Raw genomic sequence first — 13,555 nt, forward strand, 5'->3', positions numbered from 1 at the left:
ACCCCGCCCCCGCGCCCATCCCCGCGCCGCGGCGCGATCTTGTGGATCTGGTTTGTGGTGCTGGCGGCAACTGCCCAACCTTGGCTGGGCGTGCCGCCTTGGCGCTACCGCCCGCGGTTTTGGGTTTGGGACGGGGCCGGCCGCAGCGGGCGCGGGGAGGGTGAGTTTCGCCTGGCGGGACTGTGGCGGCGGGACTTTGGGCTGCGCGTACTTTGAAAAGGCTGGAGGTTAGCGCCTGGCTGTTTGCAGGCGGGTTTCGGCGAAGCCCAGGAAAGTGTCGGTCAGCTTGCCCAGGGCGGCCAGCAGGACTATCGCCAGGAGCATTACGTCGGTTCGGCCGGTGTTCTGGCTGTCTATCAGTAGGAAACCCAGGCCCATCGACGAGGCGATCAACTCCGCCGCCACCAGGAACAGCCAGCCCTGGGCCAGGCCCAAGCGCAGGCCCGAGAGGATCGCCGGAGTTGCGGCGGGGAACAGGATCGTGGCGACCAGGGGTAGGCCGGAGCGGCCGTAAGCCCGGCCTACCTCGGTCAGATGTGGATCCACATGGGACAGGGCTGCCGAGACTGTGGTGTAGACCGGGAAGAACGCTCCTATCGCTACCAGGACGATCTTTGGGGTTTCGCCTACGCCCAGCCATAGCAGCAGCAGCGGGACCCAGGCCAGGGACGGGACCGCTCGGATCGCCTGGACCGTGGGGGAAAGTGCGGCGTTCGCGGTTCGGGAAAGGCCTACCAGGCCGCCCAGCGCAAGGCCCAGGGCGGCGCCGGCGGCGAAGCCGATCAGCACGCGCTGGGTGCTGATCGCTATGTGGTGCCACAGTTCGCCGCGGGCGACCAGGTCGCCGAAGGCCGACGCCACCTCGGCCGGGGGTGGGAGTTGGGCCGGTGAGTAGACGCCGGCGGTGGCCAGCAGCTGCCACACGCCCAGCAGGAGCAGCGGGAGCACTACGCCGATCGCCCGGAGGCCTACGCGACTCGGCGCCGACTTTTGCGGAGCGGCGGTTGCGGTGCGCTCCTCGGTCAGGCTCAAGCGGTGGTCCGGGCGGAGGCGTACTTCGGCTCCAGCAACGTGTCCAGGGCCGTGCGGGCCGACTCCCCGCTCTTGACGTTGTTGTCGGCCACCAGGACCGGGAGGATCTTTTCGAAGACTGCTCGCTGGGCGTCACCGGGGACCGGGTCCACGTCCAGTTTGGTGCGTTCGGTCAGCACCCGTTTGGCTACCTCGGGGGAGATCTTGGCCTCGCGGGCGTACAGGGCCACCGCGTCGGCCGGGTTGTCGGTGATCCACTTGCGGGCTCGCTCGTAAGCGTTCACCACGGCCTGGGCCAGGTCGGGGTGGGCGGCCAGGAAGGCCTCGCGGGCGTTCAGCACGCCGTAGGAGTTGAAGGCCACGTTGCGGTAGATCAGTTTTGAACCGGCATCCGTTTCGCTCTGGGCCATCAGCGGGTCCAGGCCGGCCCACGCGTCCACCTGGCCTCGCTCCAGGGCGGTTCGGCCGTCGGCGTGCTGCAGGTTCACCACCGTTACGTCGGCCGGCTTCAGGCCGGCCTCGTCCAAGGCCCTCAGTAGGAAGAAGTACGGGTCGGTGCCCTTGGTCGCGGCTATTCGCTTGCCGCGCAGGCCGGTCACCGCGGTGATCGTCGAGGCCTTCGGCACCACGATCGCGGCCCACTCGGGCTGGCTGAACACGTCGATGGTCTTGATGGGAGTGCCGTTCGCCCGGGCTACCAGGGCGGCGGCGCCGGCGGTCGAGCCGATGTCGATCACGTCGGCGCGCAGGCCCTCGTTGGCCTTGTTGCTGCCGGCCGAGAGCTGCCAGGTCACCGTGGTGCCCTTCGCGGCCAGGTCGGTCTCCAGCCACTTCTGTTCGCGCAGCACGAGGCTCAGCGGGTTGTAGTAGGCGTAGTCCAAGCGCAACGTGGTCGCCGCCGGGGCCTTCGCCGTGTCCTCACCGTCCACGCAGCCCGCGAGCACCACCGCTGACAACGCGGCGGCCAGAAAAGCGCGCACAACCCTCATGCCTGGATCCTTCCGTGGACGTTCACGCCGAGCTCGGACAGCAGGGAGGCACGCAGTTCGGCGAGGGTGGTGTCGCCGCGGTCGCGCGGGCGGGCGCCGGGAATCGGCAGCACCAGCCGGACCACCGAGCCGGCCTCCGGATCATCGGAGCCGGAGCCCGAGCCGGGGCCAGAGCCGGCGTCGGAGCCGGAGCCGAGCAGCACGATGCGGTCGGCCAGGTGCAGGGCCTCGTCCGCGTCGTGGGTGACAAGCAGGACCGTGGTGCCGGCCTCGCGCTGCACCTCGGCCAACAGGTCCTGCATGCGCAGCCGGGTCAGTGCGTCGAGGGCGGCGAACGGCTCGTCCAGCAGCAGCACCCCGGGGCGGCGGGCCAGAGCCCGGGCCAGGGCGGCGCGCTGAGCCATGCCGCCGGACAGCTGCCGGGGGCGGTGCTGGGCGAAGGCGTCCAGGCCGACCACCCTCAGCCAGTGCTCGACCTCCTGGCGGGCCGGCTCGCCGGTCACGCCGCGCGGCAGTCCGTAGGCGACGTTGCGGAACAGGGTGCGCCAGGGCAGCAGCCGCGGTTCCTGGAAGACGACCGCGCATCTCGGCTCGATGCCGCGCACCGGGCGGCCGTCGACCGACACCGTGCCGGCGCTGGGTGCGTCGAGGCCGGCGGCCAGCCGCAGCAGGGTGGACTTGCCGCAGCCGGACGGGCCGAGCAGGGCGATGACCTCGCCGGGGGCGACGGTCAGGTCGATGCCGGTCAGCACCTGGCGGTGCCGGCCGGCCACCGCGAATGCCCTGCCCACGCCCGAGAACTCGAGACCCGCCGGCTCACGCATAGCCGGCATTCTATCTATAGGGCCTACCGGTTTACTAGGCTTAGCTTGATCTCCTCCACTGCCGACGGACGGGACGGCTTCCAGCCCAGCTCGCGCCGCGCCTTGTCGCCGGTCGCCTGCTGGTCGAGCAGCAGCGCCTCGCCGAAGGCACCGAGCCGCTCGACCAGGGCGGCGGGCTCCTCCGGCAGCACCGGGAGTCCGACCGCCTCGCCCAGCTCGCGGACGGTCGGGTTGTCGCCGCTGACGCCGAGGAAGACGCCGGTCGCGCCGAGCGCCGCCACGTAGAGCTCGGCCAGGTCGTCCACGTGCACGGTGGTCCAGTGCTGGGTGCCGGGACCGACCAGCCGGAGCGCGCCGTCCACCCGCTCGGCGCCGGTCACCAGGCCGAGGATGCCCCGGCCGTGGCCGTAGACGATGCCGGGCTCGATCAGCACCGAGCGGATGCCGGGCGCGGCCAGGACCCGGGTGTCGAGCGCCTCGCGACCAGGGCGGGGGCGTTGCGCGGGGTCTCCTCGGTGAGCTCGGCGCCGGAGCCGTGCACCCAGACGCCGCCGGTGCGCACGAAGATGCTGCCGGGGCGCAGTCCGTCGAGGACCGCGTCGGCGAAGGCGGTCTCGACGGTCGCGCTTGTCGCGTCGCCGGGTGAGGCGGTGGCGATGACCGCGTCGGCCTCGGCGGCCAGGCGGCGGACCAGGTCGTGGTCGTCGATGCTGCCGACGACCGGGGCCGCGCCCTCCACGCGCCGCGACGGGTCGCGGACCAGGGCGGTGACGGAGTGACCGGCGGCCAGCAGGGCGGGCAGTACGGCCGAGCCGAGATAACCGGTCGCGCCGGTCAGGAAAATGTTCATGCTCAAGATCTACCCCTTGTCAGGTGTTCGCCGGAAACGAATACTTCCGATTCCACTGATCGCTGTCGGCGATAGGATCGGCCGATGGAACAGCGTCAGCTGGAGTTCTTCGTGGCGGTGGCCGAGGAGCTGAACTTCACCCGGGCCGCCCAGCGCACGCACGCCGTGCAGTCGACCGTTTCGGCGAGCATCCGCGCCCTCGAGCGTGACCTCGGCACTCCCCTGTTCGAGCGCAGCACCACCCGGGTCGGGCTCACCGAGGCCGGGCGGGCGCTGCTGCCCGAGGCCCGGCGCTCGCTCGACTCGCTCGACCAGGCCCGGGCCGCGGTCGACGGCACCCGGGCCGGCATCACCGGCAGCCTGCGGATCGGCACCCTGGCCAGGCTCTCCAAAATCGATCTGCCGGGGCTGGTCCGCGACTTCCGCGAGCGCCATCCGGGCGTACGGCTGAGCCTGCGCGTCGATGCGGCGGGCAGCGACGGCCTGCTCTCCGCACTGCGCGGCCGCACCCTCGACGTGGCGTTCGTCGGCGTCGAGACGGCGAGCGTGCCCGGCCTGCACCTGGACCCGATCGCCACGTTCCAGCCGCGCCTGCTGGTGCCGGCCGGCCATCCGCTGGCCTCGGCGCGCACGACCACCCGGGCGGCGGTGCTCGGGGAGCCGTTCATCGACCTGCCGATCGGTTTCTGCAACCGCAGCCGCACCGACGCCGACTTCCGCGGCGGCCGCACGGTCGCAGTCGAGGTCAGCGACGTGACCACGATCCCGGGTTACGTCGAGTCCGGGATCGGGGTGGCGCTCGTGCCGCCGCTGGCCACCGAGGCCGGCGCGCAGGTGGTGGCGGTCGCCCTCGATCCGCCCGCCACCTCGTGGACCCTCGCGCTGGCCCGGCTCGCCGCGGAACCGACCCGGGCCACCCGGGCCCTGCTCGACCTGGTGCCGGGCCACGTCAAGACGCACGGTTACTACTGACCGCGCAGGCCGAACGCGCTGCGGTGGAAGACCAGCGGCAGCGAGTGGTCGGCGTGCTCGACCGCGTGCAGCTGCAGCAGCACGATGGTGTGGTCGCCGGCCTCCACCTCGCGGTAGATGGTGGTGTCGAACTGGGCCAGCCCGTCCGGCAGCGTCACCGCGCCGTCGTCGCTGAGCACCACCTCGACGCCGTCGAACCGGGACTCGGGCGGGCCGGCCAGCTGGCGGGCCAGGCCGCCGTGCCGGTCGGCCAGGATGGTGACCCCCAGGTGCCGGGCCCGGCGCAGGTCGGGCCAGGTCTTGGAGGCGTTGGCGATGGAGAACTGCACCAGCGGCGGATCGAGGCTGACCGAGGTGAACGAGCTGGCGGCCAGGCCGACGAGCACCTCGTCGACCTGAGCGGCCACCGCCACCACCCCGCTCGGGAAGATCCCGAACACGGTGCGCAGCCGGAGCGGGTCGAGGTCCTGGTTGGTGGGAAAGGTCATGACGCCCCCTTGAAGTGCTCCCGCAGGGTGCTGGTCTCGTACTCGTGGCGATAGAGCCCGCGCCGCCGCAGGATCGGCACCAGCTCGTCGGCGATCACGTCGAGGCCGTCGGCCAGCACGTCCGGCTGCAGGTTGAAGCCGTCGATCGCGCCCGCGTGGAACCAGTCCTCGATGTGGTCGGCCAGCTGCTCGGGGGTGCCGACGAAACCGGCGTGCCCGGAACCGGTGTAGCGGGTCTGCTTCAAATATTCGCGGACGGTCGGGTTGGTGCGGCGGATCTGGGTGACGATCGACTCCCGGAAGCCGATGCTGCCCTGGAACGTCTGCGGGTCGGCCGGGGCGGCCAGCACGTCCTCCGGGAACGGCTCGTCCAGGGCCAGCTTCGAGGCGTCGTAACCGATCGACTGGGACAGCCAGCCGATCGAGTAGGACGCCGGGCCGGCGTCGTGCAGCTCGTCGCTGCGACGCTTGGCCTCCTCCTCGGTGCTGCCCAGGCTGAGCAGCAGGCCGGGCAGGATCTTCACGTCGTCCGGCGACCGGCCGTTCTCCCGGGCCAGCCCCTTGACCAGCCGGTAGTGCTCGATCGCCTGGCCCTTGGTCAGCTCGGCCGCGAACACGCCCTCGGCCGCCCGGCCGGCCAGCGCCCGGCCTTTCGGGGAGCCGCCGGCCTGCAGCAGCACCGGGCGGCCCTGGGCCGACGGCGGCACCCGCAGCCGGCCGTCGACGTCGAAGAACTCGCCGTGGTGGTGGATGTCCTGGCCGGTGGCGGCCGAATCCCACAGGGCCGTGACGACGTCGACGAACTCGTGCGCCCGCTCGTACCGGTCGTCGCGCAGCGGCACGTCGGCGAGGCCGAAGTTGCGGGCGGACACCGCTCCGCGGCTGGTGACGATGTTCCAGCCGACCCGGCCGCCGGACAGCACGTCGGCCGAGAGCAGCCGCTCGGCCAGCTCGAACGGGTCGTTGAAGGTCGTCGAAGCGGTCGACACCAGACCGACGTGCGAGGTGGCGCCGGCCACGTAACCCCAGTTGACGGTGGGTTCCAGCTTGATCGGGTTGGCGTCGTAGGCGGGATCGCCGAGCGCCGGGCCGTCGGCCAGGAAGATCGCGTCGAGGGTGCCCCGCTCGGCGGTGCGGCCGATGCCCTCCCAGTACTCAGGGTCGACGAAGGAGTCCTTCGTCAGCAGCGGCGACTGCCAGGCGGCCGGCAGGTAGCCGAGGACGAGGACGTTGATGCCGAGGATGACGTGTCCCGTGCGGCGTTCGGTCATGGTTTCTTCTCCGAGATCACAGGGACGAGTTCGGGGCCGGCACCGCGAACGCGGGCCGGGCGCCCACCGGCCGCGCCGGTGCGGACAGACCGAGAACGGCACGCAGCGGCCGCTTCTCGACGGCGGCCAGCACCTCGGCGAGGCTCTGGCCGGGGTCCGGTCGCCACAGCGAGTCGGCGTCGAGGATCAGGTCGATCGGCGCCGAGTCGGCGACGACGCCGTCCGGCCCGGTCGAATACCACCCGATCACCGAGGAACCGGTGGGCGGCTCCGGCACGTTCAGCGGGCCGGCCACCGAGTAGACGCCGTCGTGGTCGATGTGCACGATCCGGTCGGACTGCACCAGGATCCCGGTCTCCCGATCGCCGATGATCGAGTCGTAGGGCCAGCTCTGCTCCAGCGCCCGGACGACCCGGGCCGCGTCGATCGCGGTCGCCGCGGTCCGCGGCCGCTCCCCCGGCGGCGCATACGCGTCCGCCGCTCCGAACAGGACGCCGCTGCGGCCGCGGGAGAGATGGCCCAGGGAGGCCACTCGGCGGGCCAGGTTGTAGGGATGGTCGCGCTGCGGGCTGGCCACGATCAAAAAACGGGCCCGACGGGTACGGGCGGCCAGGCTCGCGCCCACCGCGCTGCTGTCCAGCGTCAGTGGCAGCGGACCGGTGCCGTCGATCCGGTCGATCCCGAGCACGGTGAACGCGAGCGGCAGCGCGTCCCAGCGGGCCAGCAGCGCGGGATTGCCGGCCAGCTCGATCAGGTGCGGGCCGGACAGCCCGAGGCCGAGGTACGTCATCTCAGTTGCCCTGTCCGCCGCGGTCCACGAAGGACAGATTGGGCACCGGGTCGGCGCCGTTGACGATCCAGTCGCCGAGGATCCGGGCCTTGTAGACCCGTGGGTTGTGCGAGGCGAGGGTGCGGGCGTTGCGCCAGTGCCGGTCGAGCCCGAGCTTGTCGGACACCCCGGAGGCACCGAGCGCGTCGAAGACGGTCGTGGTGGCCTCCAGAGCGGCGGCGATGATGGTCAGCTGGGCCTGGGCGACGGCGACCTCGGCCTCGAGGACGCGCTGCTTGCGTTCTCCGGGTTCCAAAGCGACCCGGTCGATGGCCCGGGCCGCCGCCCGCAGTGCCGCCCCGGCCGCGAACGCGTTCGCCGATACCTGCCCGATGACCTGCAGCAACTGGCCGTCGTGGATGGGTTCGGCGTGCAGCGCCTGCGGGTAGTTACGGCCACGGGCCTTCAGCGCGGCGGTGCCGTCGCGCAGCGCCGCCCGGGTGATGCCGGTCAGCACCGACAGCATCGCGGTCTGGTAGAAGTGCCCCTGGTAGGCGAACCGCTCGCCGGCCGGGAAGACGTCCCCCTCGGCGGCCGGCACGTCGGTGTAGGTGGCGCTGCCGCTCGCGGTGGCCCGCTGGCCGAAGCCGGGCCAGTCGTCGACCAGTTCCACCCCGGGGTCGTCCCGGCGCACCAGGGCGGTCAGCACGGTGTCGCCGTCGCCCTTGCCGAGCACGTCGAGCCAGTCGGCGTAGAGGCTGCCGGTGGCGTAGAACTTGGCCCCGCTGACCAGCCACCGGTCGCCGTCGCGGCGGACGAAGGTCTTCAGGTTGGCGAAGGTGCCGTTGTTGGCCTCGGTCCAGCCGCCGCCGACGAACTCGCCGTCGAGGAACCGGCGGATCCACCGGTCGTTGGTCTCGGACGGCTTCGCGTTGAGCCGGTCCTCGACGAAGGCGAGGTGGTTGCGCCAGATGTGCGCGACGTTGGCGTCGGCCTCGGCCAGGTCGGCGAGCAGCGCGAAGGTCTGTTCCAGGGAGGCGCCGAAGCCGCCGTGCTCGACCGGGATGCGCACCCGCCCGAGGCCGGCCTCCTTGAGCCAGCCCACCTGCTCGTGCGGAAGGATCCGGTCCTTCTCGCGGGCGACGTTGCCCTCGGCGATCCGGTCGAAGACCGGCTGGAACCGGGCGGAGAGCTCGGCATCGGTGGCGGAGGCGGGCCGCAGATAGGCCGGAGCGTCGATGGTGGTCATGATCAGTCCTTTGTGGTGAGAGGGGCGCCGAGCGGCAGGACGGCGTCGAGCAGCGCCCGGGTGGCGGGCTGGCGGTCGGCGGCGAACAGGTCGTCGGCCTCGAACGTCTCGATCAGCGAGCCCTGTTTCAGCACGCCGATGCGGTCGCAGACGAACTCGATGACCGCCAGGTTGTGGCCGATGAACAGGTAGGTGAGATCGAGCTCGTCCTTGAGGTCGAGCAGCAGGTTGAGGATGGTGGCCTGGGTGGACACGTCCAGGGCCGAGGTGGGTTCGTCGAGGATCAGCAGGTCGGGTTCGAGGGCGATGGCGCGGGCGATGCTGATCCGCTGGCGCTGGCCGCCGGAGAACTCGCGCGGGTAGCGGTCGGCGTAACCGGCGCTGAGCCCGACCAGGTCGAGGGCGCGGCTGGTCAGCTGGGCGGCCTGCTTGCGACTCGACGCCTTGCCCAGCCGCAGCAGCGGGCGGGTGATCTGGTCACCGACCTTGATGCGCGGGTTCAGGGCGGTGGTGGCGTCCTGGAAGACGTACTGGAAGCGGCGGCGCAGATCGTGCTTGTCGACGGCAGTCACGTCCGTACCGTCGAAATTGATCCTGCCCGCGGTGAGCGGGAGAAGGCCGCCGGCCAGGCGGGCGAGGGTGGATTTGCCGGAACCGGACTCGCCGATGAGTCCGAAGATCTCGCCCCGGCGCACGCTGAGCGTGACGTCGTCGACCGCCCGGACCGTGGTCTTGTGCCGCCCGGTGCCGAGGCCGCCGATCGCGAACTCCTTGGCGACGCCGGCGAGTTCCAGGATGGGCTCGCCGGTGTCCGGCCGGGGTGCTGCGGTGCGGTCGCTCAGCTGGACGCGGCCGGTGTGCGGGGTGGCCGAGAGCAGTCGTCGTTCCTGGCCGGCGACGGCATGGCGCTGCCCGATCGCGGGGACCGAGTCGATCAGGATGCGGGTGTAGGGATGCTCGGGGGCGCCGAGGACCTGGGCCGTCTCGCCCACCTCGACGATGGCGCCCGCGCGCATCACCGCAACCCGCGAGCTGGTGTGCGAGACGACGCCGAAGTCGTGGGTGATCAGCAGGACCGCGGTGCCGGTCTCGCCGGTGAGGTCGAGCAGCAGGTCGAGGATCTGTTTCTGCACGGTGGCGTCGAGCGCGGTGGTCGGCTCGTCGGCGATGAGCAGCTTCGGGCCGGACAGCCCGGCCAGGGCGATCATCACGCGTTGCCGCATGCCACCGGAGAGCTCGTGCGGATAGGAGCGCAGCACCCGCTCGGGATCGGCGATCCCGACCCGGTCGAGCCAGGTGTGGCCGACCTCGCGGGCCGCATCCCGGGAAACCTTCAAATGCAGGCGGGCGGTGTCGCCGAGCTGGCTGCCGATGGTGAAGGACGGGTCGAGCGAGGTCACCGGATCCTGGAAGATCATGCCGATTCCCGCGCCCCGGAAGACGTTGAGCCGCTTGTCGGGCAGCCCGACCAGCTCGTTGCCCTCGAAGCGGATGCTGCCGGCGGTAACGCGAGCGGTGCCGGGCAGCAGGCCGAGGATGCTCGCGGCGGTGACGCTCTTGCCCGAGCCGGACTCGCCGACCAGGGCGAGCACCTCCCCGGGATGCACCTCCAGGTCGACGCCGCGCACGGCGTTGACGACCGCCCCGGGCAGCTGGAAGTCGACGTGCAGGCCGTCGACGGAAAGCACGGCTGTCATCAGGTCACCTCACGGATTGAGAACATCGCGTAGCCCGTCGCCGAGCCAGTTGAAGGCGAGCGCGACCAGCAGGATGGCGACGGCGGGGAAGGTGGCGACGCCGGGTGAGCCGGTGACCAGGACCTTGGCGCCCTCGGAGATCATCCGGCCCCAGTCCGGGTTGGGCGGCTGGATGCCCAGGCCCAGGGCGCTGAGGCTGGCCGTGAAGACGATGTTGATGCCGACCAGGCTGGTCCCGTAGATCACCACCGAGGAGACCAGGTTGGGCAGCACCTCGGTGAGCAGGATGGCCGGCTCGGAGGCGCCCAGCGAGCGGGCCGCCTCCACGTAGTCCTTCTCCCGCTCGATCTTGGCTTCGGCGAACACGATCCGGGTCACGTACGGCACCGCGCCGAAGATGACCGTGCCGATCAGGACCCCCGGGCCGGGCTGCACGATCGCGGCCAGCGACAGCGCCACCAGGATGACCGGAAAGGCGAAGAGCAGATCAATGACCCGCATGAGTACGCCGGACGTGCGCCGCCCGGCGAACGCGCCCGCCAGCCCGAGCAGCGTGCCGATAACCGTGGCGATGGCGACCGCGACGGTCGCCACGACGAGGGCGCCGCGACCGCCGTAGAGCAGCCGGCTGAGCACGTCGCGCCCCTGGTCGTCGGTGCCGAGCAGGTGCCCGGCCGCGCCGATCGGGTTCAGCACGTTCTCCGGGTCACCGGCGTTCGGGTCGTGCGGGGCCAGCCACGGCGCCAGCACCGAGATGCCGACGATGACGACCAGCACGATCAGTCCGAGAAGGGCCTCGCGGTTGCGGACGAAGCGGGCGGCCGCCGAGCGGCGCAGACGAGGCGGAGCAACAACCGTCATGAGTGCCTCAAACGGGGGTTGAGCAGGTCGAGCAGCACGTCGGTGATCAGGTTGACGATCACGAAGGTGACGGCGACCAGGAGGATGCCGGACTGGATGACCGGGTAGTCGGAGCCGGCGATCGCGTTGAGCAGCACGCTGCCGAGACCCGGCCAGGAGAAGATGGTTTCCACGAACACCACGCCGGTGATCACCGAGCCGACGGTGAGGCCGGTGGTGTTCACGATCGGCGGCAGGATGTTGCGTCCGATGTGCTTGCCGAGGATCGCGGCCCGCCCGAAGCCCTGCGACCGGTAGGTGCGGATGTAGTCGGACTGGGCGCTCTCGATGACCGCCGCCCGGACGAACCGGGCGACGATCAGCATCGAGACGAGCGAGGCCGCGAAGGCCGGGGCGATCAGGTGCAGCAGCAGGTCGCCGAAGCCACCGTCGCCGCGCAGATCGTGCATGCCGCCGGCCGGCAGCCAGTTCCGCCAGACCGCGGTCAGCCAGATGATGATCAGGCCGAACCAGTAGATCGGCAGGTTGCTGCCGATCTGCACGAACAGCATCGCGGCCCGGTCGACCAGCCGGCCGTGCCGGATCCCGGACACGAACCCGATCAGGACGCCCAGCACGACGGTGACGACCACGGTCGCCGCGCCGAGGATGAGCGTGTTCAGGAACGCCGGGTAGACGATGCCGGAGACCGGGCTACGAACGCTGAGCGAGATCCCACCGCCGTTGGTGAACATGTCCCGCAGCCAGTGCAGGTACTGCGACCAGGCGGGCTGGTCGAGGCCGTACGCCTGGCGGATCTGTTCGATCTGCTCCGCCGACATCTTCTGGCTCAGCACGTCCTTGATCGGGTCGGCCGGGCCGGCCTGCGAGATGAAGAACACCAGCAGACTGATCACGAAGAGCAGCGGGACGAGGTTCACCAGCCGCCACAGGATCTGACGCACCATGGTCAGTCAGCCACCCAGACCTGCGAGAGGTCGTAGTGGTCCTGCTGCGGCCAGACGAACCCGCCCACCCGGCTGGAGACCGCGTAGTAGCGGTTGAAGGACAGCAGCGGGAAGATCGTCGCGTCCTTGGCCCAGCTCTGGGCGGCCGCCTGCCACAGCTCCTTGGACTTGCCGGCGTCGGCGTTGTAGGCGGCGGTGTCGATCGCCTTCAGCGTGTCCGCGCTGGTGTCGGAGTACTTGTCGCCGTCCCGGCCGGCCACGCTGTAACCGTGCGCGATCTTGACCCAGTTCGGCGCGACGTAGCCCCACTCGCCGAGGTTCAGGCCGTCTTCGGGCTTGAGGTTGGCCGACCGGGTGCCGTAGGTGATCCACTCGAACGACTGCACCGAGGCGGTGATGCCGACCGCCTTGAGCTGCTGCTGGATGAACTCGGCGGTGGGCTGGCCGGTGGTGTCGGACAGGATGTTGAAGGAGATCTGACCGGGCTGGTAGCCGGCCTCAGCGATCAGCTTCTTAGCGGCGGAAGGGTCGTACGGGTAGTCCACCGCCGACGCGTCGTACGCCTCGTTGCCCTGGTTGATGATCGAGGTCGCCGCCTCGGCGTACCCCTTGTAGATCTTCTCGGCCAGGGTCTTGCGGTCGACGGCCTGGATGATCGCCTGCCGGACCTTCTTGTTCTGCAGGAACTTGTTCGTGTAGTTGAAGTTGTAGTAGATGATCTGCGGCACGCCCTTGTTCTCGGGCACCGCGTAACCGGCCTTCTCCAGCGACGCGACCGAGTCCGGGGGAACCCGGCTGATCAGGTCGACGGCCCCGCTGCGCAGCGCGGCGACCCGGCTCTGATCGTCGCCGATCGGCTTGAAGATCACCTTGTCCAGGTGCGGCCGCGCTCCCCAGTAATCGGCGTTGCGGACCAGCGTGGTGTGGTCACCGCGGACCCGTTCCTGGAAGGTGAACGGCCCGGTGCCGACCGGGTGGTCGGCCAGCCCGTCCTGGCCGTACTTCTTCAGGGCCTCCGGGCTGAAGATGCCGGACGCGGCGTTGCCACTGTTCGGGATCTGCCGCAGGTAGTCGAGGAACGGGTGCTTGAAGGTGTACTTCACGGTGTTCGCGTCGACCACGTCGAACGACTTGAGGTCGCCGTAGACCAGCGACATCGTCGCGGCGCTGACCTTGTCGTAGTACTCGAAGGTCGGGTCGATGAAGCGGCGCACGTTGAACTGCACGGCGGCGGCGTCGAACGGGGTGCCGTCGGTGAACTTCACGCCCTGGCGGAGGGTGAAGGTGTAGGTCGTGGCGTCCGGGCTGACCGTCCACGAGGTGGCCAGGCCGGGCACGATCTTCGGCACCCCGGTGGGCGACGACAGGTCCTCGTTGACCAGGGTCTCGTAGATGTTGCGGTCGATCCGCCAGGTCTCCCAGGAGTACTGCCGGTTCGGGTCGAACTGGGTGACCTCCTGATACTGGCCGACGATCAGGGTGCCGCCGTCGCGGGGCTTGGAGTCCGCGGCCGCCGCGCTGCCACCGCCGGAGTTGCCGCCACAAGCGGCCAGCAGGGCGGCGGAGATGCCTATCACGGTCAGGCGTTTGAAAGACGCCATGGTTG

General features: G+C 70.7%; 14 protein-coding genes. 1 reads left to right on the forward strand and 13 read right to left on the reverse strand.

The annotated features are described in order from the left end of the window. Window positions 1-228: 228 nt before the first annotated feature. From Ate02nite_RS33640 to Ate02nite_RS49140, 5 genes are read right to left on the reverse strand one after another with little or no spacing between them, the layout of a single operon-like run. Complete coding sequence (locus Ate02nite_RS33640; protein WP_203811898.1) at window positions 229-1,032, reverse strand: ABC transporter permease; 804 nt, start codon at window positions 1,030-1,032, stop codon at window positions 229-231. Beyond that, the gene (locus Ate02nite_RS33645) at window positions 1,029-2,021 is read right to left on the reverse strand and encodes an aliphatic sulfonate ABC transporter substrate-binding protein (RefSeq protein WP_203811899.1); all 993 of its coding nucleotides are present in this window, start codon (window positions 2,019-2,021) and stop codon (window positions 1,029-1,031) included. The genes Ate02nite_RS33640 and Ate02nite_RS33645 overlap by 4 nt, the downstream gene beginning before the upstream one ends. After that, entirely contained in the window at window positions 2,018-2,845 is an 828-nt protein-coding gene (locus Ate02nite_RS33650; protein ID WP_203811900.1) for an ABC transporter ATP-binding protein, read from the reverse strand. Before Ate02nite_RS33650 ends, Ate02nite_RS33645 begins: the two co-directional genes overlap by 4 nt. A 23-nt stretch (window positions 2,846-2,868) precedes the next feature. Continuing rightward, the gene (locus tag Ate02nite_RS49135; RefSeq protein WP_239147905.1) at window positions 2,869-3,279 is read right to left on the reverse strand and encodes a Rossmann-fold NAD(P)-binding domain-containing protein; all 411 of its coding nucleotides are present in this window, start codon (window positions 3,277-3,279) and stop codon (window positions 2,869-2,871) included. After that, window positions 3,273-3,695, reverse strand: coding sequence for an NAD(P)H-binding protein (locus Ate02nite_RS49140; protein ID WP_239147911.1), 423 nt, complete (start codon window positions 3,693-3,695; stop codon window positions 3,273-3,275). The genes Ate02nite_RS49135 and Ate02nite_RS49140 overlap by 7 nt, the downstream gene beginning before the upstream one ends. Window positions 3,696-3,779: 84 nt before the next feature. Between Ate02nite_RS49140 and Ate02nite_RS33660 the strand changes: the two genes are divergently transcribed. Beyond that, window positions 3,780-4,667, forward strand: coding sequence for a LysR family transcriptional regulator (locus tag Ate02nite_RS33660; protein ID WP_203811901.1), 888 nt, complete (start codon window positions 3,780-3,782; stop codon window positions 4,665-4,667). Here Ate02nite_RS33660 and Ate02nite_RS33665 read toward each other — a convergent pair. Genes Ate02nite_RS33665 through Ate02nite_RS33700 form a run of 8 tightly spaced genes read right to left on the reverse strand, consistent with a single transcriptional unit; the run spans window position 4,661 to window position 13,550 of the window. Further along, window positions 4,661-5,155, reverse strand: coding sequence for a flavin reductase family protein (locus Ate02nite_RS33665; protein ID WP_203811902.1), 495 nt, complete (start codon window positions 5,153-5,155; stop codon window positions 4,661-4,663). The genes Ate02nite_RS33660 and Ate02nite_RS33665 overlap by 7 nt on opposite strands. Beyond that, entirely contained in the window at window positions 5,152-6,426 is a 1,275-nt protein-coding gene (locus Ate02nite_RS33670; protein WP_203811903.1) for an NtaA/DmoA family FMN-dependent monooxygenase, read from the reverse strand. The genes Ate02nite_RS33665 and Ate02nite_RS33670 overlap by 4 nt, the downstream gene beginning before the upstream one ends. A gap of 16 nt (window positions 6,427-6,442) precedes the next feature. Next, window positions 6,443-7,216 (reverse strand): LLM class oxidoreductase, encoded by a 774-nt coding sequence (locus Ate02nite_RS33675; RefSeq protein WP_203811904.1) that lies wholly within the window; start codon window positions 7,214-7,216, stop codon window positions 6,443-6,445. A 1-nt stretch (window position 7,217) separates the two neighbouring features. Next, window positions 7,218-8,444 carry an acyl-CoA dehydrogenase family protein gene (locus tag Ate02nite_RS33680; RefSeq protein WP_203811905.1) on the reverse strand — a complete coding sequence of 409 codons (1,227 nt, stop codon included), beginning with the start codon at window positions 8,442-8,444 and terminating at the stop codon, window positions 7,218-7,220. A gap of 2 nt (window positions 8,445-8,446) precedes the next feature. After that, complete coding sequence (locus Ate02nite_RS33685) at window positions 8,447-10,141, reverse strand: dipeptide ABC transporter ATP-binding protein (protein ID WP_203811906.1); 1,695 nt, start codon at window positions 10,139-10,141, stop codon at window positions 8,447-8,449. 9 nt (window positions 10,142-10,150) lie between these two features. Beyond that, on the reverse strand, window positions 10,151-11,002 hold the full coding sequence (locus tag Ate02nite_RS33690) for an ABC transporter permease (protein ID WP_203811907.1): 852 nt from the start codon (window positions 11,000-11,002) through the stop codon (window positions 10,151-10,153). After that, a complete protein-coding gene (locus tag Ate02nite_RS33695) occupies window positions 10,999-11,949 on the reverse strand; it encodes an ABC transporter permease (protein ID WP_203811908.1) in 951 nt (316 codons plus the stop codon). Before Ate02nite_RS33695 ends, Ate02nite_RS33690 begins: the two co-directional genes overlap by 4 nt. Before the next feature lie 2 nt (window positions 11,950-11,951). Continuing rightward, window positions 11,952-13,550, reverse strand: a complete 1,599-nt coding sequence (locus tag Ate02nite_RS33700; RefSeq protein ID WP_203811909.1) for an ABC transporter substrate-binding protein — start codon at window positions 13,548-13,550, stop codon at window positions 11,952-11,954. Between the last annotated feature and the right edge of the window lie 5 nt (window positions 13,551-13,555).

Source organism: Paractinoplanes tereljensis (assembly GCF_016862435.1).
In the GTDB taxonomy this organism is placed as follows: domain Bacteria; phylum Actinomycetota; class Actinomycetes; order Mycobacteriales; family Micromonosporaceae; genus Actinoplanes; species Actinoplanes tereljensis.